Source organism: Bacillus sp. 2D03 (assembly GCF_003946765.1).
In the GTDB taxonomy this organism is placed as follows: Bacteria; Bacillota; Bacilli; order Bacillales; family Bacillaceae_G; genus Bacillus_A; species Bacillus_A cereus.
This window is the reverse complement of record NZ_RPSJ01000001.1, coordinates 34,307-58,450: the sequence shown is the minus strand read 5'-3', so window position 1 is coordinate 58,450 and position 24,144 is coordinate 34,307. Positions and strand designations below refer to the sequence as shown.

The following is a 24,144-nucleotide window of genomic DNA, read 5'->3' as shown; positions in this document are numbered from 1 at the left end:
TCATCGGCAAGAAAGGGAAGGCATTTTGGAAATCGTTCTATTATAGAGTAGGTTATGTATGTGATAAACAGAAAAAGACGGCAAAGCCGTCTTTTTCTTTCCATAGTTGTTTCGTTTTACATTAGCGAATGCAAGCAGCACCAACGATAATTAAAAGAATAAACAACACAACGATTAAGGCGAAGCCGCGTCCAGACCCGCCACAAGAACCGCCATAACCGTAGGAAGGATATGAACAAGTTGGATAGCAATATGAATATCCGTACATGAGATGACCTCCTTTATTATTTCCCGCTAATACTGCGGTTACTATAATGTATGGAAGAGAGGGTAGAAATGTATAGGTATTTACCTAAAAAAGGAAGAGTAGTTTGTATATTTTTGTTACGAAGAGAGAAAAACTAAAGAGAATTAAATCGTTTACATATTATTCTAAGAGAAAAAATAAGTGAAAAAGGGAATAATATAACAGTAGGTCAATGCTTACTAATACAGATGTAAAAAATAAAAACACGTTTGTGTAGTAGAAACCTGCATATTATTTATAAAAAAACGTATTCAAAGTAATTGACATCGTAATTAGAATAGTTGTAAACTAAAAAACGTGATCAAGATTGTATTAATATGTTTCTGAAAAAACATTAGTACAGATTGTTAGGTACACAAAATTATTCTCAACCGACATACAAACATGTTGGTTTACATCGTTGCGCTTTTTAAACTGGAAAATAGCCAGTGAAAGCGTTTCAGAATATGGTTCAAGAGAGGAAGAGGTGAACGGAATGGGTACTAAAACAAAAAAGACCCTATTTAATGTTGATGAGCAAATGAAAGCTATCGCAGCTCAATTTGAAACATTACAAATTTTAAATGAAAACGGTGAAGTTGTGAATGAAGCAGCTATGCCTGAATTATCTGATGACCAATTAAAAGAATTAATGCGTCGTATGGTGTATACTCGCGTATTAGATCAACGTTCTATTTCTTTAAACCGTCAAGGACGTTTAGGTTTCTACGCACCTACAGCTGGACAAGAAGCTTCTCAATTAGCAAGTCATTTCGCACTTGAAGCAGAAGACTTCATCTTACCAGGATACCGTGATGTACCACAATTAGTATGGCACGGATTACCATTATACCAAGCATTCTTATTCTCTCGTGGACACTTCATGGGTAACCAAATGCCTGAGAATGTAAATGCATTAGCTCCACAGATCATTATCGGTGCGCAAATCATCCAAACTGCTGGTGTTGCGTTAGGTATGAAACTACGTGGTAAAAAATCTGTTGCAATTACTTACACTGGTGACGGTGGTGCTTCACAAGGTGACTTCTACGAAGGTATGAACTTTGCAGGTGCATTCAAAGCTCCAGCAATCTTCGTTGTTCAAAACAACCGTTATGCAATCTCTACTCCAGTAGAAAAGCAATCTGCAGCTAAAACTGTAGCACAAAAAGCAGTAGCAGCAGGTATTTACGGAATTCAAGTAGACGGTATGGATCCATTAGCTGTATACGCAGCAACTGCTTTCGCTCGTGAGCGCGCAGTAAATGGCGAAGGCCCTACTTTAATCGAGACTTTAACATTCCGTTACGGTCCACATACAATGGCTGGTGATGACCCAACTCGTTACCGTACAAAAGATATCGAAAACGAATGGGAACAAAAAGACCCAATCGTACGCTTCCGTAAGTTCTTAGAAGCTAAAGGACTATGGTCTCAAGAAGTTGAAGAGACAGTAATCGAAGAAGCAAAAGAAGATATCAAACAAGCAATTGCTAAGGCTGACCAAGCTCCAAAACAAAAAGTAACTGATTTAATGGAAATCATGTACGAAAAAATGCCTTACAACTTAGCTGAACAATATGAAATCTACAAAGAAAAGGAGTCGAAGTAAGCCATGGCTCAAATGACAATGATTCAAGCAATCACTGATGCTTTACGCGTTGAAATGAAAAATGACCCTAACGTACTTGTATTTGGTGAAGACGTTGGTGTAAACGGCGGTGTATTCCGTGCTACTGAAGGTTTACAAGCTGAATTTGGTGAAGATCGTGTAATGGATACTCCACTTGCAGAGTCTGGTATTGGTGGACTTGCAGTTGGTCTTGCACTTGAAGGATTCCGTCCAGTTCCAGAAATCCAATTCTTCGGTTTCGTTTATGAAGTAATGGATTCAATTTCTGGTCAATTAGCTCGTATGCGTTACCGTTCTGGTGGACGTTGGACTGCTCCAGTAACAGTTCGTTCTCCATTCGGTGGTGGTGTTCATACTCCTGAACTACATGCTGATAGCTTAGAAGGATTAGTGGCTCAACAACCTGGTCTAAAAGTTGTTATTCCATCTACTCCATACGATGCTAAAGGTCTTTTAATCTCTGCGATTCGTGACAACGATCCAGTTATCTACTTAGAGCATATGAAATTGTACCGTTCATTCCGTCAAGAGGTACCAGAAGGTGATTACACAATTGATTTAGGTAAAGCTGATATCAAACGTGAAGGTACAGATGTATCAGTTATCGCTTACGGTGCTATGGTTCACGCTGCATTAAAAGCTGCTGAAGAACTTGAAAAAGAAGGTATCTCTTTAGAGGTTGTTGACTTACGTACAGTTCAACCATTAGATATCGAAACAATCATCGCTTCTGTTGAAAAAACAGGTCGCGTAGTTGTAGTTCAAGAAGCTCAAAAACAAGCTGGTATTGCAGCTAACGTTGTAGCGGAAATTAACGACCGTGCAATCTTAAACTTAGAAGCTCCAGTTGTACGTGTTGCAGCTGCTGATACAGTATTCCCATTCTCTCAAGCAGAGAGCGTATGGTTACCAAACCACAAAGATATTGTTGAAGCTGTAAACAAAGTAATGAACTTCTAATTTTTAGCTTTTCATGTGCAAAAGAAATCAGCACATGCTGGTTTCTTTTGTACATATTCCATAATAATGAAATGAATCAGGGGGCTGAATTCCGTGGCATTTGAATTTAAACTACCAGATATCGGTGAAGGTATCCACGAAGGTGAAATCGTAAAATGGTTTATTAAACCAGGCGATGAAGTAAACGAAGACGATGTACTTCTTGAAGTACAAAATGATAAAGCAGTAGTAGAAATCCCTTCTCCTGTTAAAGGTAAAGTACTTGAAGTACTTGTAGAAGAAGGAACAGTTGCAATCGTAGGAGATACATTAATTAAATTTGATGCTCCTGGATACGAAAACCTTAAATTTAAAGGTGACGATCATGATGAAGCTCCAAAAGCTGAAGAAGCAGCAGTAGAAGCTCCAGCAGCGGAAGCTACTCCAGCAGCAACTGCAGAAGTAGTAAATGAGCGCGTAATCGCTATGCCATCTGTTCGTAAATACGCTCGTGAAAAGGGTGTAGACATTCATAAAGTAGCTGGTACTGGTAAGAATGGCCGTATCGTAAAAGCTGACATCGATGCATTTGCAAATGGTGGACAAACTGTAGCAGCAACTGATGCTCCAGCAGCAGTAGAAGCTACTCCAGCAGCAGCGAAAGAAGAAGCACCAAAAGCACAACCAATCCCAGCTGGTGAATATCCAGAAACTCGTGAGAAAATGAGTGGTATCCGTAAAGCGATTGCGAAAGCAATGGTTAACTCTAAACACACAGCTCCTCACGTAACATTAATGGACGAAGTAGATGTAACAGAACTTGTTGCTCACCGTAAGAAGTTCAAAGCAGTAGCAGCTGACAAAGGTATTAAATTAACTTACCTTCCGTACGTTGTTAAAGCTTTAACATCTGCATTACGTGAATACCCAATGTTAAACACTTCTTTAGACGATGCATCTCAAGAAGTAGTTCATAAACATTACTTCAACATCGGTATCGCAGCTGATACAGACAAAGGTCTATTAGTACCAGTTGTTAAAGATACAGATCGTAAGTCTATCTTCACAATCTCTAACGAGATCAATGATCTTGCTGGTAAAGCACGTGAAGGTCGTCTAGCTCCAGCTGAAATGAAAGGTGCTTCTTGCACAATTACAAACATTGGTTCTGCAGGTGGACAATGGTTCACTCCAGTTATCAACCACCCAGAAGTAGCAATCCTTGGTATCGGCCGTATCGCTGAAAAACCAGTTGTGAAAAACGGTGAGATCGTTGCAGCTCCAGTATTAGCATTATCTCTAAGCTTTGACCATCGTTTAATTGACGGTGCAACTGCTCAAAAAGCGTTAAACCAAATTAAACGTCTATTGAATGACCCACAATTATTAGTAATGGAGGCGTAATAACAATGGTAGTAGGAGATTTCCCAATTGAATTAGATACAGTCGTTGTTGGTGCAGGTCCTGGTGGATACGTTGCGGCAATTCGTGCAGCACAATTAGGTCAAAAGGTAGCAATCATTGAAAAAGCTAACCTTGGTGGCGTATGCTTAAACGTTGGATGTATTCCTTCAAAAGCGTTAATCAATGCAGGTCATCGTTATGAGAATGCAATGCATTCTGATGACATGGGTATTACTGCAGAAAACGTAAAAGTTGACTTTACAAAAGTTCAAGAATGGAAAAACGGCGTAGTTAAGAAATTAACTGGCGGTGTTGAAGGCCTTCTTAAAGGTAACAAAGTTGAAATCATTCGCGGTGAAGCTTACTTCGTAGATGCTAATACATTACGCGTTATGACTGAAGATGCAGCTCAAACTTATACGTTTAAAAATGCTGTTCTTGCAACTGGTTCTACACCAATCGAAATTCCAGGATTCAAATACTCTAAACGTGTTATCAACTCTACAGGTGCTTTAAGCTTACCTGAAATTCCTAAAAAACTTGTTGTAATCGGCGGCGGTTACATCGGTATGGAATTAGGTACTGCATATGCTAACTTCGGTACAGAAGTTACTGTAGTAGAAGCTGGCGACGAAATCTTAGCTGGTTTCGAAAAAGCTATGAGCTCTGTTGTTAAACGTGCTCTACAGAAAAAAGGTAACGTAAATATCCATACAAAAGCTATGGCTAAAGGCGTTGAAGAAACAGAAACTGGCGTAAAAGTTAGCTTTGAAGTTAAAGGTGAAATCCAAACTGTAGAAGCAGATTACGTATTAGTAACTGTAGGTCGTCGTCCAAACACTCAAGAGATCGGTCTTGAGCAAGTTGGAGTTAAAATGACTGACCGCGGCATCATCGAAATCGATGAGCAATGTCGTACAAATGTACCAAACATCTATGCAATCGGTGATATCGTTCCTGGACCACCATTAGCTCACAAAGCTTCTTACGAAGGTAAAGTAGCTGTAGAAGCAATTAGTGGCCATGCATCAGCTATCGATTACATCGGAATTCCTGCAGTATGCTTCACTGATCCAGAACTAGCATCTGTTGGTTACACTAAAAAACAAGCTGAAGAAGCTGGAATGACTGTAACTGTATCTAAGTTCCCATTCGCTGCTAACGGTCGTGCATTATCATTAAACAGCACTGACGGTTTCCTACAACTTGTAACACGTAAAGAAGATGGTCTTCTTGTAGGTGCTCAAGTTGCAGGTGCAGGTGCTTCTGATATTATTTCTGAGATTGGTTTAGCTATCGAAGCTGGAATGACAGCTGAAGATATCGCTCAAACAATCCATGCTCACCCAACATTAGGTGAAATCACAATGGAAGCAGCTGAAGTTGCTCTTGGAATGCCAATTCACATTGTAAAATAATTTAAGTAATGTAAATAGCCCTTCTCTTATTGTAAGAGAGGGGCTATTTTTATTTTCATCAAATGACTTGCAAGGTCTTTAAACGTACTTGTCGAATGAATATATAATACTTTAACAAATGATTCCGGCTTAACTTACTTCAAAGGTAATATATATCATCCTATAATATGTAATTGATTCAAACTTAACCCCATATATTAATAAAATAGAGCATGTCAAAGGAGAAGGTTCCATGAAAATATTACATGTTATATTTTATCATTTACTACTATGGAGTGGCTTTTCCACTGTATTAACATTATCGAATGGTGATAAGTTTCATTATAAAGTTATTCTTTTTTTCGTATTTCTATATTTAGCCTATGTAATAGCATATTTTGTATTGCACGTAAGAAAGCAAGCTTTATTTCTTACATGTTCGAATTGTATATTATTTTTAATCATATTATCTATTTTTTAAATTAGCGTTTATAAAAATACATTGTTCTTCCATTAAATAATTGTAACTCTCCTTCTAATTTCTTCGCTAAAAAACGGCAAAATTCATTTGCTTTCCCTTTGTCACCAAATGTTGCATTAGGTGGTAAAGAAACTTGGATGAAAGATTGTTCATTTTCTATACCAACACCAATATAAATTGAGTCATACCGGTCGTGAGTGGATTGAAGTTTTAATGTTGTTGTAGATGTATCTAAAATTTCATAAGGAAAAGCGGTATTTGTATACGTGTAATTAATTTGGGCACCAGTTTTAGAAGTAACTATTTTATAATAATGAAAAAGTTGTTTTATATCATCTATTGAAACTGATTGTTGGTTGGATTTCGGTACAAGCGTAATAAAGGCGTGTTGCATATAAGTTCCCCCTAACTTAGTAGAATACTATCATTCTACATCCTACTGAATTTTTTGACAATTAAAAGGAGTATGACATGTTTTGTTTAATATACTATTAATGAAACGTGATGTAGAAAGGTGGAAACCAATGTTTGAAAAATTGTATGATGAGCATGAAAGTGTGAAGGTACGATTTTTAGGGTTTATGACACATGATACACGTTATGATTTTGGTGTTATTTATACAAATATGTTTTTTGGAAAGCCGCTTATTGTTTGTATGCAAACAGGAAGGTCTACTTTACTCGGACGAGATGATGTAGAGAATATTCAATATATACAGGAGATTTTTAAATTAGGATCAGAAGAGGAAGCAAAGGAGTTAGCTCAGTTTTTCAAATTTCTAGTTCCGTCAACTTCTTTACATGCGGAATATGAAGAATAATTATTTTGAAACAGTCGTACTTATAAATATGGCTGTTTTTTATTTGAATATCGCATACTAATTTAAATTAAAAATATTTAATGTGTTATACTGAAAACCTATTGACGTAAAAAGTATAACATATTAAAATGAAGACAGAAAGTTAAGCGGTTACAAAAAGTTTTTGGGATTATAAACTTAGGGGGAAATGAAAAATGGGAACAATCGTATGTCAAGATTGTGAAGGTACAATTGCACACTTCGAAGATGAGAAAGTAACGGTACTTTACGGGAAATGTGGATCTTGCGGATGTGATCACACAGAGCATACAAAAGCCCAATAATTGATAGGAAATGGACAGCTAAAAGTTTTTAGGACCATAAACTTAGGGGGAAATGAAAAATGGGAACAATCGTATGCCAAGTATGTGAAGGAACAATCGGACATTTTGAAGATGAGAAAACGACGGTACTTTACGGAAAATGTGGAACAAATTGTGACTGTGCTAGAAAAGATAATGCGAAAGCTTAATGATAAATAAATAGATTACTATTAAAACTCAGGGGGAAATGAAAATGGGAACAATCGTATGCCAAGTATGTGAAGGAACAATTGGACATTTTGAAGATGAAAAATCAACAGTACTATACGGGAAATGTGGATCTCATTGCGAATGTGACCATAAAGAACATACAAAAGCTTAATAATAAGAAAAAGCGCCTACATGTGTAGGCGCTTTTTTAATAAATTGTAGTTGTATGACCAACTGTTGCAACGATTGCATCATCTCTAATTGGAATAAAACTTATGGATGTCTGTGGTGTACTAGAAGAAGCGTATTGGCTCATTATACGGCTATCGATACGGGTAATAGTATCAGTCAAGAAAGCTGAAATAAAAGCGTAAGGGACTCTTCGTTCATTTAATGAATAAATAATTTCTTCTTTTGTTTTTACACCCACGCCATGTCCGTAAAAAAAGAAATTTCCTAAATAGATTGTGTTTTCTCCTTGCCACTCAATCGTAGCTGGATTCACTTGTGGGTTTTTAAAGTAAACGAGGTCACCTGGAACAAGATCGCCACCGTTTTTTGTTATGAGCCTTAGATCTTGATCGTAGTCCCATGTATAAAGTAAAAGGTTTGCAAATAGACGATTGAAAGTTTCTTCCTCATACAATGATAGTAAAGCTTTATAAAAAATAATGATCATAGCGGTTGCGCATTCAGTTCCATATAGTTTTCCGTTTTTGAAAATATCCTGTATGGCAATAGAAGGTGGTATGTTTGGAAGAAGCTCGAATCCTCCAAGAGACGTTCTTTTCCAATACTGGGGGTTGCAAAAGGATTGTTGAAATGTACGAAACTGAAATCCACTTTGAAAAAGCTCTAGTGCAGAGATAATAATATTAACTCGTAAATTGAGATCAAAGCTGAGTTCATCAGCTGTTCGGAAGGAATAAACTTCTTGATTTCCTGCCATTATTGATAAAATTTGTTGTTTCTCTGCTGCAAATGGCTCATATTCATTTGTAATATAAGGATGTACAATAGAACGGCCTATTACAATCATAATAGTATCCCCACCTATACGTTACATTCTTAAGTATCGTATGAAGAAAAGGAAAAAAGGTGAAAAAAAAAGCCTATCAACTGATAGGCTTGTACTCTTTAATAACACGTAATGTTTGTAATGTCATATCTTCAGGACCTTGTACAGGTAAACCTGCTTCTAAGTTTTTACGAATATACTCTAAGTTTTCTTGTGTAATAATTTCCCCCGGAGTAAAGATTGGAATCCCTGGCGGATAAACCATAACAAAATCAGCTATAATACGACCCGCTGCATTTTCAAATGGAATGACTTCTGTTTCCGAATAAAAAGCATCTCGAGGAGAAAGTGCTAGCACTGGAATTTCTGGAATCTCTACTTGTACTTGAACACCTTTATCTGCCCTATTTCTAAATGTTGCTGCTAAATCGTGTAAAGCTGCAATAAGTGTATTTGTATCACTTTCTGTATCTCCCAAAGTGATAAGACATAGTATGTTGTATAAATCTGAGAGTTCTACTTCAATGTTATATTGCTCTCTAAGCCATACTTCAGCTTGGTGGCCGGTAATACCTAAATCTTTTACAGATACAATTATCTTTGTAGGATCATAGTTAAAGGTAGCATCTGTACCTAACATTTCTTTTCCAGGACAGTAAAGATGCTCAATAGAATTTATAGCATCACGAACATGTTCAGCTAATTGTATTGTTTGTTCTATGAGTGCTGTTCCTTCTGTAGCAAGACGTTTTCTCGCAACATCAAGGGATGCTAACAAGATGTAAGAAGTTGATGTAGTCGTAAGCATGCTAATAATAGATTGGACATGCTTTACATTCACTAAGCCTTCTTTCACATTAAGAATAGAACTTTGAGTTAAAGAGCCTCCTAATTTGTGAACACTTGTTGCTGCCATATCTGCACCAGCTTGCATCGCTGACATGGGTAATTCATCGTGAAAATGAATATGAACACCATGAGCCTCGTCGACTAGTACAGGGATGTCATAAGAATGTGATAATTGTACAATCTGTTCTAAGTCTGCAGCAAACCCAAAGTACGTTGGGTTAATAACAAGTAAGCCCTTTGCATCTGAGTGCTCTTCAAGTGCTTTTTTGACAGATTGAATTGTGATTCCATGAGAAATACCGAGCTTCGGATCGATTTCAGGATGCATGAAAATCGGTTTTGCGCCTGAGAAAATAATAGCTGACATTACTGACTTATGCACGTTTCGTGGTACTAGGATTTTGTCACCAGGACCGCAAACGCTCATCACCATTGTCATAATAGCACCACTTGTACCTTGAATAGAAAAGAAAGTATGATCTGCACCGAATGCAGCGGCTGCTAAATCCTGTGCTTCTTTAATCATACCTTTGGGATGATGTAAATCATCGAGTGGCGCAATATTAATTAAATCAATTGCTAATGCATTATGCCCAATAAATTCGCGAAATGTAGGATCCATGCCCTGTCCTTTTTTATGACCAGGAATATGGAATTGAATTGGATTTCGCTTACTGTGCTCAACTAAAGCGGTAAACAATGGTGTTTCGTATTGGGACAATCTATACACCCCTTCTTCTTCATAATATTTAGTGTAATTTGTTTTATATAATCCTGCTCTAAAAAAGTTTAGTCTTTTTTAGAATAAGGCTTGTTTTTCTGCCATTCAAAAAATCGTTTTTGAGATGGTAGCTTCACTTTATTTTCTATAAAACAAAAGCATTATATCACCAATAATTATAGATGTATAGAAAAAAATGTTTTTAAGGTGAGTATGTTTAATAGTTAGCCTCAACTAATGAATAGAGGAAGACAATTCCATTAAAATGAATAAATAGTGTATAATGCAGAGTGGCTATAATGAAGAATAAAATATTCTCTTTAAGATAGCATAATGAAACAAGAAGAAATGATAAATGAGGTGCGAAATGGAATATCAATATCCGTTAGATTATGATTGGTCAAATGAGGAAATGGTTAAAATTGTTAAGTTTTATGAAGCGATTGAGAAAGCTTATGAAAAAGGGATTATAAGAGAAGAATTAATGGGTTTATATCGTCGTTTTAAAGAGATTGTTCCATCGAAAGCAGAAGAAAAGAAAATTGATAAAGAATTTGAAGAAGTAAGTGGATACTCTATATATCGTGCTATTCAAAGGGCAAAAGAAGTCGAAGAACAAAAGCTTGTAAAAATGTAAAAAATATTTTGAAAAATAAAAACTGAAGTGATATAATGTGATAACAACTAAAAACGGACAATATAAATTGTCCGTTTTCTACTATCGATTACAAAGTGCATATAAAGGAAGGAGTGATTGCATCGTAGATTCAATCTTAGCAAGGAATTGTTCGTTGGTCATTGCTGAAAACTCCTCTGGTGATATATGAATACCAACTAATAATTCTGCCTTTTTTACAGTAGCTAATCGTTCAATCATCTTTTGTAAGTCTTCGGTTTCAAGTGTTTTATGTAATTTCACACTTGGTTTAGTATGGTCAATGGACCAAACGAAGTCATTTGGAATATTTGTTTTTAAATCATTTAAATGTTCTAAGAAGGCATGAGCCGTCTCAACTTTTTGTGGACACTCATAGATTAAACCAAAGTATATGAAGGCATGAGTACCCCATAAGCCGATTTGGAAATGCGGTAGCATTTTATATCCTCGTTTATTTGTTGAAAAAGCAACCCAAGTATCGTTTGGTGGATTGACTTTGCGGCGTGCGTGTTTTGCAACATGATAAAAAAAGTTCTCATCAGTTTGTTTGGATAAGTATTCTGCAAATTGTTCCCCTAAAGCTTCTAGCTTAGGATGAATGTTCGTTTTAATTGCACTCATTCGTTCTTCGAGACCATCAACTGTAAAGACATCAAAATCAGTTGACTTGAATGTTTGTATTGTCATGATTGTTCCTCCAACTCCTATTTTGCTTTTATTTTAGCATAGCTTGTACTATTCATAAAAAAAACAGCACAAAAAAATTTAAATAAAAAAATATAATTTTGTTGCATAGATGATTTATCCAACATAGTATAGTATAAAACAAAAAATCAGAAAATTGAATTAATTCTAGTCCGAGGGCAGACGAATATTGGGAGGAGGCAAATAATATGAGACAGGTGATTAATGCGTTAAAGAGAACAGATGCTGAAAAGAGAATACCGGTGCTACGTTTGGAGCTAGATTATGAATTAGCAACTTTATATGATGCGATGATGGAAGATGATAAACAGAAAAAAGAAGAGTGTGTACAAAAGTTAGAAGTGTTAAGACTTGAAATGATTCGTTTAGAAGCGTAATAATAGTATATGTATAAAAAATTAGTTGGTGCGAACCTTATAAAGGGTTCGTTTTTTCTGTGAACAGTATAGATCGGAGTGTTTAAACATGCAAGAAGTATGGAAAGACATTGATGCACACGCCAAACGGTGGATTCGGGATGCAGGAGAGCATTTAATGGCATCAATGAAAAAAGCACTTATTATAGAAACAAAATCAAATGCAGCTGACTTAGTTACAAATATGGACCGAGAGATAGAACAGTTTTTAATTGGGAAAATTAAAGAAACATTCCCGAATCATAATATTTTAGGAGAAGAGGGTTATGGAGACGAGATAACGTCTTCTGACGGGGTTGTTTGGTTAATTGATCCAATTGACGGCACGATGAACTTTGTTCATCAAAAAAGAAATTTTGCGATTTCAATTGGGATTTATGAGAACGGTATCGGAAAGATTGGACTTATATATGATCCAGTGCATGATGAACTATATCATGCAGTCAAGGGATCTGGAGCTTTTTGTAATGATATATCAATTCCTCCATTGAAAAAAGGAACTGTAGAGCAAGGTATTGTAGCTTTAAATGCGATATGGCTTACAGATAATCCATTGCTTAATATGGAAAGTATGATGGCACTTGTTAAGAAAGCAAGGGGCACAAGATCATATGGCTGTGCAGCGTTAGAGATGGTATACGTTGCAACAGGAAGAATAGATGCATATGTAACGCCGAGATTATCACCATGGGATTTTGGCGGAGGACAGATAATTGTAGAAGAAGTTGGAGGTAAGGTGACGACATTCTCTGGAGCGCCACTTTCTATCATAGAGAAGAGCAGTGTGTTAGTTGCAAAACCAGGAGTGTATGAAGAAGTGTTATCGTTTATATGAGAGCAACAAAAAAAGTAAGAGGCTGTGTATAAGCTTCTTACTTTTTAGCGTTATTGTGATTTGCGCATTTTTCTTTTTGTTACAAAACCGTATCCAACTGTAACAAATGTGCCGATAATGCAAATAATAATACCGATTGGACTATTTTCAGCAATCATAATGCCGATACCGATTAAGAAAATAACACCGATAATTGCAGTTAATAAAAAGCGATATTGAATGTGTTCCATTTCTTCACCCTCCAATCTCATTTTACTTTCACAAAAGTAAGAATACAACTATATTTTCATTCTTGCTTTTATTTTAATTGCTATTGTATCCCCTTCGCTCTTATAATAGAGAAGGATTAAAAAGACATTAGGAGTTGGACATGTTGAAAAAACGACAAGATTTACGTAATATAGCAATTATTGCCCACGTTGACCATGGTAAAACAACACTTGTTGACCAGTTATTACGTCAAGCGGGGACTTTCCGTGCGAACGAACACGTTGAAGAACGCGCAATGGATTCAAATGATCTAGAAAGAGAACGCGGTATTACAATTTTAGCGAAAAATACAGCGATTCACTATGAAGATAAAAGAATTAACATTTTAGATACACCTGGTCACGCTGACTTCGGTGGAGAAGTAGAACGTATCATGAAAATGGTTGATGGTGTTTTACTTGTTGTTGATGCATATGAAGGTTGTATGCCACAAACACGATTTGTTTTAAAGAAAGCTCTTGAGCAAAACTTAACTCCAATCGTAGTTGTAAACAAAATTGACCGTGACTTCGCTCGTCCAGATGAAGTAGTTGATGAAGTAATCGACTTATTCATTGAGCTTGGTGCAAACGAAGATCAATTAGAGTTCCCAGTTGTATTTGCATCAGCAATGAACGGAACAGCAAGCTTAGATTCAAACCCAGCAAATCAAGAAGAGAATATGAAATCATTATTCGATACAATTATCGAACATATTCCAGCACCAATTGATAACAGCGAAGAGCCACTTCAATTCCAAGTAGCACTTCTTGATTACAACGACTACGTTGGACGTATTGGAGTTGGTCGTGTATTCCGCGGTACAATGAAAGTAGGACAACAAGTTGCTTTAATGAAAGTTGATGGAAGTGTAAAACAATTCCGTGTAACAAAATTATTTGGTTACATTGGATTAAAACGTCAAGAAATTGAAGAAGCAAAAGCTGGTGACTTAGTAGCTGTTTCTGGTATGGAAGACATCAACGTTGGTGAAACAGTATGTCCAGTTGAGCATGAAGATGCGTTACCATTATTACGTATTGATGAGCCAACACTACAAATGACGTTCCTTGTAAATAACAGCCCATTTGCAGGTCGTGAAGGTAAATACATTACATCTCGTAAAATTGAAGAGCGTCTTCGTTCACAATTAGAAACAGATGTAAGTTTACGTGTAGATAATACAGATTCTCCTGATGCGTGGATCGTATCTGGACGTGGGGAACTACATTTATCTATCTTAATTGAAAACATGCGTCGTGAAGGTTATGAATTACAAGTATCTAAGCCAGAAGTAATCATTAAAGAAGTTGATGGCGTAAGATGTGAGCCTGTAGAGCGTGTACAAATCGATGTACCTGAAGAATACACTGGTTCTATTATGGAATCTATGGGTGCACGTAAAGGTGAAATGTTAGATATGGTGAATAACGGAAACGGTCAAGTTCGCCTTACTTTCATGGTTCCAGCACGTGGTTTAATTGGTTACACAACAGAATTCTTAACATTAACTCGTGGTTACGGTATTTTAAACCATACATTCGATTGCTACCAACCAGTACACGCTGGACAAGTTGGTGGACGTCGTCAAGGTGTTCTAGTTTCACTTGAAACAGGAAAAGCATCACAATACGGTATTATGCAAGTTGAAGACCGTGGTGTAATCTTCGTTGAACCAGGTACAGAAGTATATGCTGGTATGATTGTAGGAGAACACACTCGTGAGAACGACTTAACAGTTAACGTTGTGAAAATGAAACAACAAACTAACATTCGTTCTGCGACGAAAGATCAAACTTCAACAATGAAGAAACCACGCCTAATGACTTTAGAAGAATCATTAGAGTACTTAAACGATGACGAGTTCTGTGAAGTAACTCCAGAATCAATTCGTCTACGTAAAAAGATTCTTGATAAGAGTGAGCGCGAAAGAGCTGCTAAGAAAAAGAAATCTGTTGAAGCGTAAAAATAAAAAAACAACGCCCTTTATAAAGGGCGTTGTTTTTTTATTTTGTTTATTTTTTAGAATATTTACTCATTTTTGTGGACAGTATTTTTTTTGCGAGTTACTCTTGTATTAAGTGTATAAAGAAAATTGCATTTTACTGCTAGGGGGGAAGAGTGTGTTAGAAAGGATGTCTTTTTTTGCAAAATTGTGTAAGGTAGATGAAAATCCAGAGTTAGGAATGTGGTTACTTTATGGGACGATTATTATATTAAGTGCTCTCGTTTATAATTTAGGATTTGCTAGAAAGTTGTCTGTACTAAAAAATATTGTGATATACATATCATTAGCAATTGGATGCACAGTATTAACCTTTTTTGCTGTGTTTTTACCTGTTGGAGAAGGACTTGTTGTAGCGGCAATTGTACTTGGAATTTATAGATTGCGTTTGCGTCAAGCGAAACAACAAAAAGCAGGATAAGGAAGGGGAGTTTTCATGCGTTCAGTACAAGATGCACTATATAATTGGTTAACAATTAAAACAGTTGCGGAAGCACGTCCAGATGATAGTGCTGCAAAAGAAACATATTTGTTATTTCAAAATATGATATATGAAGAACATAAATTAAGAAATGTGGAAGTCGAAAAGAACGAGGAAATGTATTTAATTACATATGAAATGAATGGAGAACGGAAATCTGCAAGGTTTCCGTTAGAAGCCATTGATTGTTTTTTGGATCAGATGAATCGTGAACCAGAAAAATATAAATAAGTCCTTATCTATATGAGTAAGGACTTATTTACATTTTACCAATCATCTTCGATTTTTTTATCACGATATAATCGGAAATTACCACTTGCATGACGTTCCATTGTACGCTCTGCAATTCGTTCCGAACATTCCATGCACATATATGTATGAATAGGGCGATTACGCAGTTTTTTTGCCATAGGATTTTCATCATCTAACATATCTTTTTTATCACAAATCATACATTTGACTCTCATTTCGTCACCTCAATACGAATTCTATCAGTATAAGTATATCATGGAAGTATAATGTTTTTGAATAATAGCGGGAAAAAATAATATTTTCGCAATTCAAAAAATAAGTTATGATAAGGATATACCAAGTATGTTTGGAGGTGAAAATATGGCGAATGTAGTAGAGCCTACCTTAACAGAGGATTTAGTACAAACGTTGCGTAAAGAATGTATCGTTATGATAGCAACGACAGATTTCGAAAAACAAGTTCCTAACGTAAGTGCTATTTCTTGGGTGTATGCAGTGAGTAAAACTAGTATTCGATTTGCAGTAGATCAACGTTCACGTATTGTGGAAAATATACAGCATAATACAGGTGTGGTATTGACTATAATGGCGAATGAATCCGTATTTTCTATAAGTGGTGCAGGTGAAATTTTGACAGATAGAATGGAAGGTATTTCTCTAAAATTAACTGTAATAGAAGTAAATGTGCAAGAAGTGCGTGATGTTATGTTTTATGGAGCGAAACTTGCAATTGAACCAACATATGAAAAAACATATGATCTTCGGGCAGCGAAAAAGCTGGATAATGAAGTGTTAGTAGGGATAAGAGAATTATAAAGATGCTAAATAGGAAATTTGTTTATTCACTTTTGTAATCGGTTATTGTGATTTAACGTTAATAATTATAATAAAAAGTAATATATTGAATAGAAATGAATAAAGAATAAATAAAAGGTTTAATGACTATGATTTTCGATTCTACCTCGTTTACACGGTACATATAATTATAACAATGGTTCGTCCATATTTTATGGATGAAACCCTTGTTCTACAAATTTAAAAGTGGAGTCAGGGGGTAACAGGTTGGATAAAATTTATGTGTTAGATACGAATGTACTTTTGCAGGATCCTTTATCTATTTTTTCATTTGAAACCAATGAAGTAGTGATTCCAGCAGTTGTATTAGAAGAGGTTGATTCGAAAAAACGTTATATGGATGAAGTAGGACGAAACGCTCGTTATGTATCTAAGTTAATAGATAAATTTCGTGAAATAGGAAAGCTGCATGAAAGTATCCCGCTAGAAAACGGCGGAACATTTCGTATTGAATTGAACCATCGTTCATTTGTGCAACTACAAGATATTTTTGTAGAAAAAACAAATGATAATCGAATTTTAGCTGTAGCAAAAAATCTATCTTTAGAAGAACAGGAAAAAGAGGACGGGAAGTCTGTTATTTTAGTAAGTAAAGATGTACTCGTAAGAGTAAAAGCTGATGCAATTGGTTTGAAGGCTGAAGATTATTTAAGTGATCGCGTAATTGAAGTAGAAAATATATATTCTGGTTTTTTAGAAGGATATATATCAAAAGAACAATTGGATTATTTTTATGAGAAAGGTGAATTGCCTCTATCTGAAATTGCGAATCATCCTTTTTATCCAAATCAATTTGTAGTGATGAAAGATGCATTAGGGGGCTCTAGTTCTGCTCTTGGCATTGTGGATCACTTAGGTAAGAAGGTAAAGAAACTTATTTTTCACAATGAACAAGTGTGGGGGATACGACCACGAAACGTGCAGCAAATTATGGGATTAGAATTGTTGCTTCGTGAAGATATTCCGCTTGTAACGTTAACGGGGAAAGCCGGCACAGGAAAAACGTTACTTGCGTTAGCTTCGGGACTTATGCAAACAGAAGACTTAGGGTTATATAAAAAATTACTTGTGGCAAGACCAATTGTTCCAGTCGGAAAAGATATCGGTTATTTACCAGGAGAAAAAGAAGAAAAGTTAAGACCATGGATGCAGCCAATTTTTGATAACCTAGAGTATTTATTTAATACGAAAAAGCCAGGAGAGTTAGATGCTATTTTAGCTGGAATGGGTTCGATTGAAGTAGAGGCCCTTACTTATATACGCGGGAGAAGTATTCCAGATCAGTTCATTATCATTGACGAAGCACAAAATTTAACAAAGCATGAAGTGAAGACGATATTAACTAGGGTAGGGGAAAAGAGTAAGATTGTATTGATGGGAGATCCTCAGCAAATTGATCACCCATATTTAGATGAATATAATAATGGCTTAACATATGTTGTAGAGAAGTTTAAAGAACAGCGTATTAGTGGTCATGTGAAGTTTGTTAAAGGGGAGCGATCTAATTTAGCTCAACTAGCAGCAGATTTATTGTAAAAAGGAGTGAGCTTAAGCTCACTCCTTTTCTTTAAATAATTGTAAATTTACGGATGTTACGGATTGGATTTTGTTGATTAGATCCATCATTGAAATAGAGATGAACAGGTCCGTCTTCTTTTAATGGTTTTCCTTCTTTTGAAAAGCCTAGTATAGCATTTTTGACAGTTTCTAATGGAAGTGTCATTGTATGATCCACCGTTTCAATTTCAACTTGCGTAGCGTCCTCTAAAATTTCAGCGTTAGCAAGAAATGGATGAAATGGTATACCAAATGTTCCAGTAATCAGCTGTTCTTTTTTATATTTCTTCACACTTTGTTGTATTGGAGGAAAAGCGGCACCATCACGGATTTCGCGATCCCAATGTTCTGAAGTGTTTTTTAAATAAGTTTCTAGTTCAGACGTGTTTTCTCTAGTTTCATCAAAGTAAGTTGTCAAATCTACTTTTCGATCATCAAAGATCCAAACAGTTGGATCAATAGTGATTGGAAAACGTACTTTTCCGTTAATAAATAAAATTTCGCTCATTGTTGTTCCCCCATTTGTGTTATACTCCCACTTTTCAGTATAATAGTATTAGACACTGTTGTCACAAAAAATGTTTCTATTGCAATTTATTAAAACTATCGCTAATATTAATAGATAGGATAGAGGAGAGTAGGACGGAAACGGAGGGAATCAATTTGGCGTCTGAGACAGTAGCAAATCATCAGGAAAAGGCACTAGCCCTTCTACAAGCGGATGCAGAGAAGATTTTAAGACTTATTAAGGTGCAAATGGACCATCTTACAATGCCGCAATGTCCATTATATGAAGAAGTGTTAGACACACAAATGTTTGGACTATCCCGCGAGGTCGATTTTGCAGTTCGCCTTGGTCTTATTGCAGAAGAACAAGGGAAAGCAATGTTAGGTGAGCTCGAACGTGAGTTATCTGCACTTCATGAAGCATTTACAAACAAACAACAATAACGGGTTCAAATAAGGGGGCTCAAACTAAATTAGTTTGAGCTTTTTATTTGTATAATAAAGCAGGAAGAATCAATGTACATATGGAATACAACAATAATTAAATTGAAACAGAAAGAGGAAATGAAATGAAAAAAGTATGGAAATCAATGGATTATTCATTGTTACTTCCTCTTGTTATTTTATGTGTGCTGGGGGTAATAATGGTATATAGTTCGAGTTCCATTGTTGCGATTTCGAGATTTGATAAACCAGCAAATTTCTTTTTTAAAAGACAATTAATTACTTTAGTTGTTGGGACAATGGTATTAATAATTATTGCTACTATCCCATATAAAGTTTGGAGAAAACGAATTTTTTTGTTGGGGAGTTACGGTGCTAGTGTTGCCTTATTAGCTGCAGCTGCCTTTTTCACTAAGAAAGTAAACGGTGCAAACGGGTGGATATTTGGAATACAGCCTGCAGAATTTGTTAAGATAACAGTTATTCTCGTCTTAGCTCATTTTTTTGCGAAAAGACAAGAAACGAATACACCTGTTTTCAAAGGGTCAGGTCCAGTACTTATTGGTGTTGGAATAATCATGTTTTTAATATTAAAGCAAAATGATTTAGGTACTGATTTGTTAATTGCAGGAACAGTAGGAATTATGTTTCTTTGTTCGGGAGTACAGGTTAACTTATGGATTAAACGAATTGCTTTAACTTCTATAGTATGGATTCCGGCACTATATCTTCTTGGTAATTATGCATTAAATCCATATCAAAAGGCACGTTTTTCTGTTTTCCTTGATCCGTTTAATGATCCTCAAAAGGATGGATTCCAATTGGTAAATTCATTTATTGGAATTGCTTCTGGAGGGCTTAATGGTAGGGGATTAGGAAATAGTGTGCAAAAGTATGGTTATTTACCAGAACCACAAACGGATTTTATTATGGCAATTATATCGGAAGAACTTGGTTTTATAGGCGTAGCAATCATTTTGATTTGTTTATTGCTTATAATTATTCGATCATTTAGAGTCGCACAAAAGTGTACAGATCCATTTGGAAGTTTAATAGCTATCGGAATTGCAAGCTTGTTTGGAGTTCAAACGTTTATTAATGTTGGTGGTATGTCTGGAGTAATACCACTTACCGGAGTACCATTACCGTTTGTCAGTTACGGTGGTAGTTCTTTATTAGCTAATCTACTTGCGATGGGGATACTACTCAATATTGCTAGTCACGTGAAACGACAAGAGAAACAACAGAATGGATTAATGAAAGAAAAAGAACAAAATGGACCACATCTTGTAGTTGTAAAATAAAAACACATTGTGCTTTAGAGCATGATGTGTTTTTTATTTTTAAGTAGTTCCAAATATGATGTACTAATTTCTTTTTCAGTTAAAAGATATATCACATTAAGTTAAATGTGATATACAATTAAGTTGTTAGAAAAGGAAGAGGTATGCTATACTATTTTTGTGAAACAAATTGCACAGAAAACTTATCATTTGTTAGAAAATAAGGTATGATGGATAAAAATAAAGTGAAGCTTTCTAAGTATAATATAATGTGGAAAGTGAAGAACTTCACGCTTTTTAAGGTGTGTGTATATTTTATCTCTAGAGTGGTAGGAAAGTAGAGGGGGAAAATCATGACAAAGCTGCAACGTATTCAAAAAGTATTGGTAGCTAACCGTGGAGAGATTGCAATTCGTGTGTTTCGAGCTTGTTCGGAACTTGGATTAAAAACAGTTGCAATCTATTCTAAAGAGGATAGTGGTTCTTATCATCGCTATAAAGCCGATGAGTCCTATTTAGTTGGGGAAGGAAAAAAACCAATTGATGCTTATCTAGATATTGAAGGCATTATTGAGATTGCAAAAAGTAATCATGTAGATGCAATCCACCCTGGATATGGTTTCTTGTCAGAAAATATTCAATTCGCTAAACGTTGTGAAGAAGAAGGAATTATCTTTATCGGTCCGAAAAGTAAGCATTTAGATATGTTTGGAGATAAAGTGAAAGCAAGAACACAAGCGCAGCTAGCACAAATTCCAGTTATACCTGGTAGTGATGGTCCAGTAAATTCATTAGAAGAAGTCGAAAAATTTGCTGAAAAGTATGATTACCCGATTATTATTAAAGCATCCCTTGGGGGTGGCGGTCGTGGTATGCGTATTGTGCGTACTAGTGAGGAATTAGGAGAATCATATAATCGAGCGAAATCAGAAGCGAAAGCAGCTTTTGGTAATGATGAAGTTTACGTCGAAAAATTTGTTGAAAAACCTAAACATATAGAAGTACAAATTTTAGCAGATGAAGAAGGCAATGTTGTTCATTTATACGAGCGTGACTGTTCTGTACAACGTCGTCATCAAAAAGTTGTAGAAATTGCACCGAGTGTATCACTTTCAGATGATCTGCGTCAGCGTATTTGTGATGCTGCTGTGAAGTTAACGAAAAATGTAAACTATTTAAATGCAGGAACAGTAGAATTCCTTGTAAAAGATGATGAGTTTTACTTTATTGAAGTAAATCCACGTGTTCAAGTAGAACATACGATTACAGAAATGATTACGGGAGTAGATATTGTTCAATCACAAATTTTAATAGCGGATGGACATTCATTACATAGCAAAATGGTAGGTGTTCCGAAGCAAGAGGAAGTAGTTGTACATGGATTTGCAATTCAATCTCGTGTAACAACTGAAGATCCGCTAAATAATTTTATGCCGGATACAGGAAAAATTATGGCGTATCGATCAGGTGGTGGTTTTGGTGTGCGTCTTGATACAGGAAATAGCTTCCAAGGTGCAGTTATTACACCGTACTACGATTCTTTACTTGTAAAAGTTACAACTTGGGCACTTACTTTTGAGCAAGCTGCTGCAAAAATGGAACGTAACTTAAAAGAATTCCGTATTCGTGGTATTAAAACAAATATTCCATTCCTAGAGAATGTAGTAAAGCATAAAAACTTCTTATCAGGAGAATATGATACTTCATTTATCGATGCGTCACCTGAATTGTTCTTGTTCCCGAAACGTAAAGACCGTGGAACGAAAATGTTAAATTACATTGGTACAGTAACAGTAAATGGTTTCCCAGGAGTAGGGAAAAAAGAAAAACCAATATTCCCAGATGCTCGTATTCCATGTTTAAAACATTCAGAGCCAAACCAAAATGGAACGAAACAAATTTTGGACGAGCGTGGAGCGGACGGATTAGTAAAATGGGTACAGGATCAAAAACGTGTACTTTTAACGGATACAACATTCCGTGATGCACACCAGTCATTACTTGCAACTCGTATTCGTACAAAAGATTTACATCAAATTGCGGAGCCAACAGCGAGAATGTTACCGAACCTATTCTCAGCAGAAATGTGGGGCGGTGCAACGTTTGATGTTGCGTATCGTTTCTTAAAAGAAGATCCATGGGAACGATTACTAGATCTTCGTGAAAAAATGCCGAATGTGTTATTCCAAATGTTACTTCGTTCTTCAAACGCAGTTGGATACAAAAACTATCCAGATAATTTAATTCAAAAATTTGTGGAATGTTCTGCTCAAGCAGGCATTGATGTATTCCGTATTTTTGATAGTTTAAACTGGGTGGAAGGCATGAGAGTTGCAATTGACGCTGTACGAGACACTGGTAAAATTGCAGAAGCAACAATGTGCTACACAGGGGATATTCATGATCCACTGCGTAGTAAATATGATTTAAATTATTATAAAAATTTAGCAAAAGAGTTAGAAGCATCAGGAGCTCACATTTTAGGTATTAAAGATATGGCGGGCTTACTAAAACCAAATGCAGCATATGATTTAGTTTCTGCATTAAAAGAGACAGTGTCGATTCCAATTCATCTGCACACGCACGATACGAGTGGAAATGGTATATTAACGTATACGAAGGCAATTGAAGCAGGTGTTGATATCGTCGATGTAGCAGTGAGTTCTATGGCTGGTCAAACGTCACAACCAAGTGCGAACACGCTATACTATGCGTTAGGCGGAAACGAAAGACAACCAGATGTTAATATAGATTCTTTAGAAAAACTATCTCACTATTGGGAAGATGTACGCAAATACTATGCACCATTTGAAAGTGGTATGAATGCGCCTCATACAGAGGTATATATGCATGAAATGCCGGGTGGGCAGTATAGTAATCTTCAGCAACAAGCGAAGGCGGTTGGTTTAGGAGATCGCTTCGATGAAGTGAAAGTAATGTACCGCCGTGTGAATGACATGTTTGGAGATATTGTAAAAGTAACACCATCATCAAAAGTTGTTGGTGATATGGCATTATTTATGGTTCAAAACCATCTGACAGAACAAGATGTTTTAGAGCGTGGACATGCGATGGACTTCCCAGGGTCTGTTGTTGAAATGTTCTCTGGTGATTTAGGTCAACCGTACGGTGGTTTCCCGAAAGAATTACAAAAGATTATTTTAAAAGGGAAAGAGCCATTAACAGTAAGACCAGGTGAATTACTAGAGCCAGTAGATTTCGAAGCGTTAAAAGAAGAATTATTCCATAAACTTGGACGCGAAGTAACGATTTTTGATGTAGTAGCATATGCTTTATATCCAAAAGTATTTATGGATTATGAAAAAGTTGCTGAGCTTTATGGAAATGTATCTGTACTTGATACACCGACGTTCTTCTATGGTATGAGACTAGGTGAAGAAATTGATGTAGAAATTGAACAGGGTAAAACATTGATGGTTAAACTAGTATCAATTGGAGAACCTCAGCCGGATGGAAATCGTGTTCTTTACTTGGAATTTAACGGTCAACCACGTGAAATTATCGTGAAAGACGAGAGTGTAAAAGCAACAGTTGCACAACGTGTGAAAGGAAACCGTGAGAATCCAAATCATATTAGTGCAACGATGCCAGGAACGGTAATTAAAGTAGTTGTAAAAGAAGGCGACGAAGTGAAAAAAGGCGATTCTATGGCAATTACAGAAGCGATGAAAATGGAAACGACAGTTCAAGCGCCGTTCAATGGTAAAGTGAAGAAAGTATATGTTAACGATGGTGATGCAATTCAAACGGGTGATTTACTTATTGAATTAGATCACTAAAATAAGAAAAGAGCTGTGTAAATACAGCTCTTTTTT

28 protein-coding genes are annotated in these 24,144 nt (G+C 36.0%); 20 read left to right on the top strand and 8 right to left on the bottom strand.

The window, feature by feature from the left end:
- Positions 1-121: 121 nt before the first annotated feature.
- Positions 122-268, bottom strand: a complete 147-nt coding sequence (locus EBQ15_RS00395) for a YjcZ family sporulation protein (RefSeq protein ID WP_000274562.1) — start codon at positions 266-268, stop codon at positions 122-124.
- Between the two features lie 514 nt (positions 269-782).
- Between EBQ15_RS00395 and pdhA the strand changes: the two genes are divergently transcribed.
- From pdhA to EBQ15_RS00370, 5 genes are all read left to right on the top strand, one after another.
- Positions 783-1,898, top strand: coding sequence for a pyruvate dehydrogenase E1 component subunit alpha (gene pdhA / locus EBQ15_RS00390; protein ID WP_000536895.1), 1,116 nt, complete (start codon positions 783-785; stop codon positions 1,896-1,898).
- Between the two features lie 3 nt (positions 1,899-1,901).
- Complete coding sequence (gene pdhB / locus EBQ15_RS00385) at positions 1,902-2,879, top strand: pyruvate dehydrogenase complex E1 component subunit beta (RefSeq protein ID WP_000068168.1); 978 nt, start codon at positions 1,902-1,904, stop codon at positions 2,877-2,879.
- 93 nt (positions 2,880-2,972) lie between these two features.
- Positions 2,973-4,262 (top strand): pyruvate dehydrogenase complex dihydrolipoyllysine-residue acetyltransferase, encoded by a 1,290-nt coding sequence (gene pdhC, locus EBQ15_RS00380; protein WP_000863417.1) that lies wholly within the window; start codon positions 2,973-2,975, stop codon positions 4,260-4,262.
- A gap of 5 nt (positions 4,263-4,267) precedes the next feature.
- Positions 4,268-5,680 carry a dihydrolipoyl dehydrogenase gene (gene lpdA / locus EBQ15_RS00375; protein WP_000260104.1) on the top strand — a complete coding sequence of 471 codons (1,413 nt, stop codon included), beginning with the start codon at positions 4,268-4,270 and terminating at the stop codon, positions 5,678-5,680.
- Between the two features lie 232 nt (positions 5,681-5,912).
- A complete protein-coding gene (locus tag EBQ15_RS00370; RefSeq protein ID WP_000697469.1) occupies positions 5,913-6,140 on the top strand; it encodes a hypothetical protein in 228 nt (75 codons plus the stop codon).
- A gap of 1 nt (position 6,141) precedes the next feature.
- Here EBQ15_RS00370 and EBQ15_RS00365 read toward each other — a convergent pair whose 3' ends face one another.
- Positions 6,142-6,534: a DUF1885 family protein gene (locus EBQ15_RS00365; RefSeq protein ID WP_001163292.1), complete on the bottom strand. Its 393-nt coding sequence runs from the start codon at positions 6,532-6,534 to the stop codon at positions 6,142-6,144.
- Between the two features lie 130 nt (positions 6,535-6,664).
- Between EBQ15_RS00365 and EBQ15_RS00360 the strand changes: the two genes are divergently transcribed.
- From EBQ15_RS00360 to EBQ15_RS00345, 4 genes are all read left to right on the top strand, one after another.
- Positions 6,665-6,961, top strand: coding sequence for a DUF3055 domain-containing protein (locus EBQ15_RS00360; RefSeq protein WP_033683945.1), 297 nt, complete (start codon positions 6,665-6,667; stop codon positions 6,959-6,961).
- A gap of 194 nt (positions 6,962-7,155) precedes the next feature.
- A complete protein-coding gene (locus tag EBQ15_RS00355) occupies positions 7,156-7,284 on the top strand; it encodes a GapA-binding peptide SR1P (protein ID WP_000536778.1) in 129 nt (42 codons plus the stop codon).
- A 59-nt stretch (positions 7,285-7,343) separates the two neighbouring features.
- Positions 7,344-7,472, top strand: a complete 129-nt coding sequence (locus EBQ15_RS00350) for a GapA-binding peptide SR1P (RefSeq protein WP_000536803.1) — start codon at positions 7,344-7,346, stop codon at positions 7,470-7,472.
- Between the two features lie 44 nt (positions 7,473-7,516).
- The gene (locus tag EBQ15_RS00345; RefSeq protein ID WP_000536796.1) at positions 7,517-7,645 is read left to right on the top strand and encodes a GapA-binding peptide SR1P; all 129 of its coding nucleotides are present in this window, start codon (positions 7,517-7,519) and stop codon (positions 7,643-7,645) included.
- 36 nt (positions 7,646-7,681) lie between these two features.
- Here the strand turns inward: EBQ15_RS00345 and EBQ15_RS00340 are convergent, their stop codons facing one another.
- Complete coding sequence (locus EBQ15_RS00340) at positions 7,682-8,512, bottom strand: protein-glutamine gamma-glutamyltransferase (RefSeq protein WP_000635337.1); 831 nt, start codon at positions 8,510-8,512, stop codon at positions 7,682-7,684.
- A gap of 76 nt (positions 8,513-8,588) precedes the next feature.
- Positions 8,589-10,061, bottom strand: a complete 1,473-nt coding sequence (speA, locus tag EBQ15_RS00335) for an arginine decarboxylase (RefSeq protein ID WP_000084905.1) — start codon at positions 10,059-10,061, stop codon at positions 8,589-8,591.
- Between the two features lie 367 nt (positions 10,062-10,428).
- Between speA and EBQ15_RS00330 the strand changes: the two genes are divergently transcribed.
- Positions 10,429-10,698: a UPF0223 family protein gene (locus tag EBQ15_RS00330; RefSeq protein WP_000456547.1), complete on the top strand. Its 270-nt coding sequence runs from the start codon at positions 10,429-10,431 to the stop codon at positions 10,696-10,698.
- An 81-nt stretch (positions 10,699-10,779) separates the two neighbouring features.
- Here the strand turns inward: EBQ15_RS00330 and EBQ15_RS00325 are convergent, their stop codons facing one another.
- A complete protein-coding gene (locus EBQ15_RS00325) occupies positions 10,780-11,406 on the bottom strand; it encodes a YktB family protein (RefSeq protein WP_000155317.1) in 627 nt (208 codons plus the stop codon).
- Positions 11,407-11,612: 206 nt separating this feature from the next.
- On the opposite strand from EBQ15_RS00325, the gene EBQ15_RS00320 reads away from it, so the two are divergent.
- Together EBQ15_RS00320 and EBQ15_RS00315 are read left to right on the top strand one after the other, a co-directional pair.
- Complete coding sequence (locus tag EBQ15_RS00320) at positions 11,613-11,801, top strand: hypothetical protein (RefSeq protein ID WP_001250164.1); 189 nt, start codon at positions 11,613-11,615, stop codon at positions 11,799-11,801.
- 88 nt (positions 11,802-11,889) lie between these two features.
- On the top strand, positions 11,890-12,675 hold the full coding sequence (locus EBQ15_RS00315) for an inositol monophosphatase family protein (protein WP_001158703.1): 786 nt from the start codon (positions 11,890-11,892) through the stop codon (positions 12,673-12,675).
- 50 nt (positions 12,676-12,725) lie between these two features.
- Here EBQ15_RS00315 and EBQ15_RS00310 read toward each other — a convergent pair whose 3' ends face one another.
- A complete protein-coding gene (locus tag EBQ15_RS00310) occupies positions 12,726-12,905 on the bottom strand; it encodes a DUF5325 family protein (protein ID WP_000400127.1) in 180 nt (59 codons plus the stop codon).
- Positions 12,906-13,045: 140 nt separating this feature from the next.
- Here EBQ15_RS00310 and typA point away from each other — a divergent pair, with 140 nt between their 5' ends.
- The 3 genes from typA to EBQ15_RS00295 all read left to right on the top strand — a co-directional run bounded on the left by typA (position 13,046) and on the right by EBQ15_RS00295 (position 15,641).
- A complete protein-coding gene (gene typA, locus EBQ15_RS00305; RefSeq protein WP_000914759.1) occupies positions 13,046-14,890 on the top strand; it encodes a translational GTPase TypA in 1,845 nt (614 codons plus the stop codon).
- Between the two features lie 157 nt (positions 14,891-15,047).
- Complete coding sequence (locus EBQ15_RS00300) at positions 15,048-15,350, top strand: YlaH-like family protein (RefSeq protein WP_000893662.1); 303 nt, start codon at positions 15,048-15,050, stop codon at positions 15,348-15,350.
- Positions 15,351-15,365: 15 nt separating this feature from the next.
- Positions 15,366-15,641, top strand: coding sequence for a hypothetical protein (locus EBQ15_RS00295; protein ID WP_001258147.1), 276 nt, complete (start codon positions 15,366-15,368; stop codon positions 15,639-15,641).
- A 35-nt stretch (positions 15,642-15,676) separates the two neighbouring features.
- Here the strand turns inward: EBQ15_RS00295 and EBQ15_RS00290 are convergent, their stop codons facing one another.
- Complete coding sequence (locus EBQ15_RS00290; protein ID WP_002082250.1) at positions 15,677-15,877, bottom strand: YlaI family protein; 201 nt, start codon at positions 15,875-15,877, stop codon at positions 15,677-15,679.
- A 145-nt stretch (positions 15,878-16,022) separates the two neighbouring features.
- Here EBQ15_RS00290 and EBQ15_RS00285 point away from each other — a divergent pair, with 145 nt between their 5' ends.
- Together EBQ15_RS00285 and EBQ15_RS00280 are read left to right on the top strand one after the other, a co-directional pair.
- The gene (locus EBQ15_RS00285; RefSeq protein ID WP_000024595.1) at positions 16,023-16,478 is read left to right on the top strand and encodes a pyridoxamine 5'-phosphate oxidase family protein; all 456 of its coding nucleotides are present in this window, start codon (positions 16,023-16,025) and stop codon (positions 16,476-16,478) included.
- 246 nt (positions 16,479-16,724) lie between these two features.
- Complete coding sequence (locus EBQ15_RS00280; RefSeq protein WP_000358083.1) at positions 16,725-18,053, top strand: PhoH family protein; 1,329 nt, start codon at positions 16,725-16,727, stop codon at positions 18,051-18,053.
- A gap of 31 nt (positions 18,054-18,084) precedes the next feature.
- On the opposite strand, the gene EBQ15_RS00275 is transcribed toward EBQ15_RS00280, so the two are convergent.
- Positions 18,085-18,582, bottom strand: a complete 498-nt coding sequence (locus tag EBQ15_RS00275) for a molybdopterin-binding protein (protein ID WP_001289809.1) — start codon at positions 18,580-18,582, stop codon at positions 18,085-18,087.
- A 155-nt stretch (positions 18,583-18,737) separates the two neighbouring features.
- Here EBQ15_RS00275 and EBQ15_RS00270 point away from each other — a divergent pair, with 155 nt between their 5' ends.
- The 3 genes from EBQ15_RS00270 (at position 18,738) to pyc (ending at position 24,108) form a co-directional block, all read left to right on the top strand.
- Positions 18,738-19,025 (top strand): Fpa/YlaN family protein, encoded by a 288-nt coding sequence (locus EBQ15_RS00270; protein ID WP_000135694.1) that lies wholly within the window; start codon positions 18,738-18,740, stop codon positions 19,023-19,025.
- A 125-nt stretch (positions 19,026-19,150) separates the two neighbouring features.
- Positions 19,151-20,329: an FtsW/RodA/SpoVE family cell cycle protein gene (locus EBQ15_RS00265; protein WP_000758403.1), complete on the top strand. Its 1,179-nt coding sequence runs from the start codon at positions 19,151-19,153 to the stop codon at positions 20,327-20,329.
- 332 nt (positions 20,330-20,661) lie between these two features.
- A complete protein-coding gene (gene pyc / locus EBQ15_RS00255) occupies positions 20,662-24,108 on the top strand; it encodes a pyruvate carboxylase (protein WP_000164091.1) in 3,447 nt (1,148 codons plus the stop codon).
- Positions 24,109-24,144: the final 36 nt, after the last annotated feature.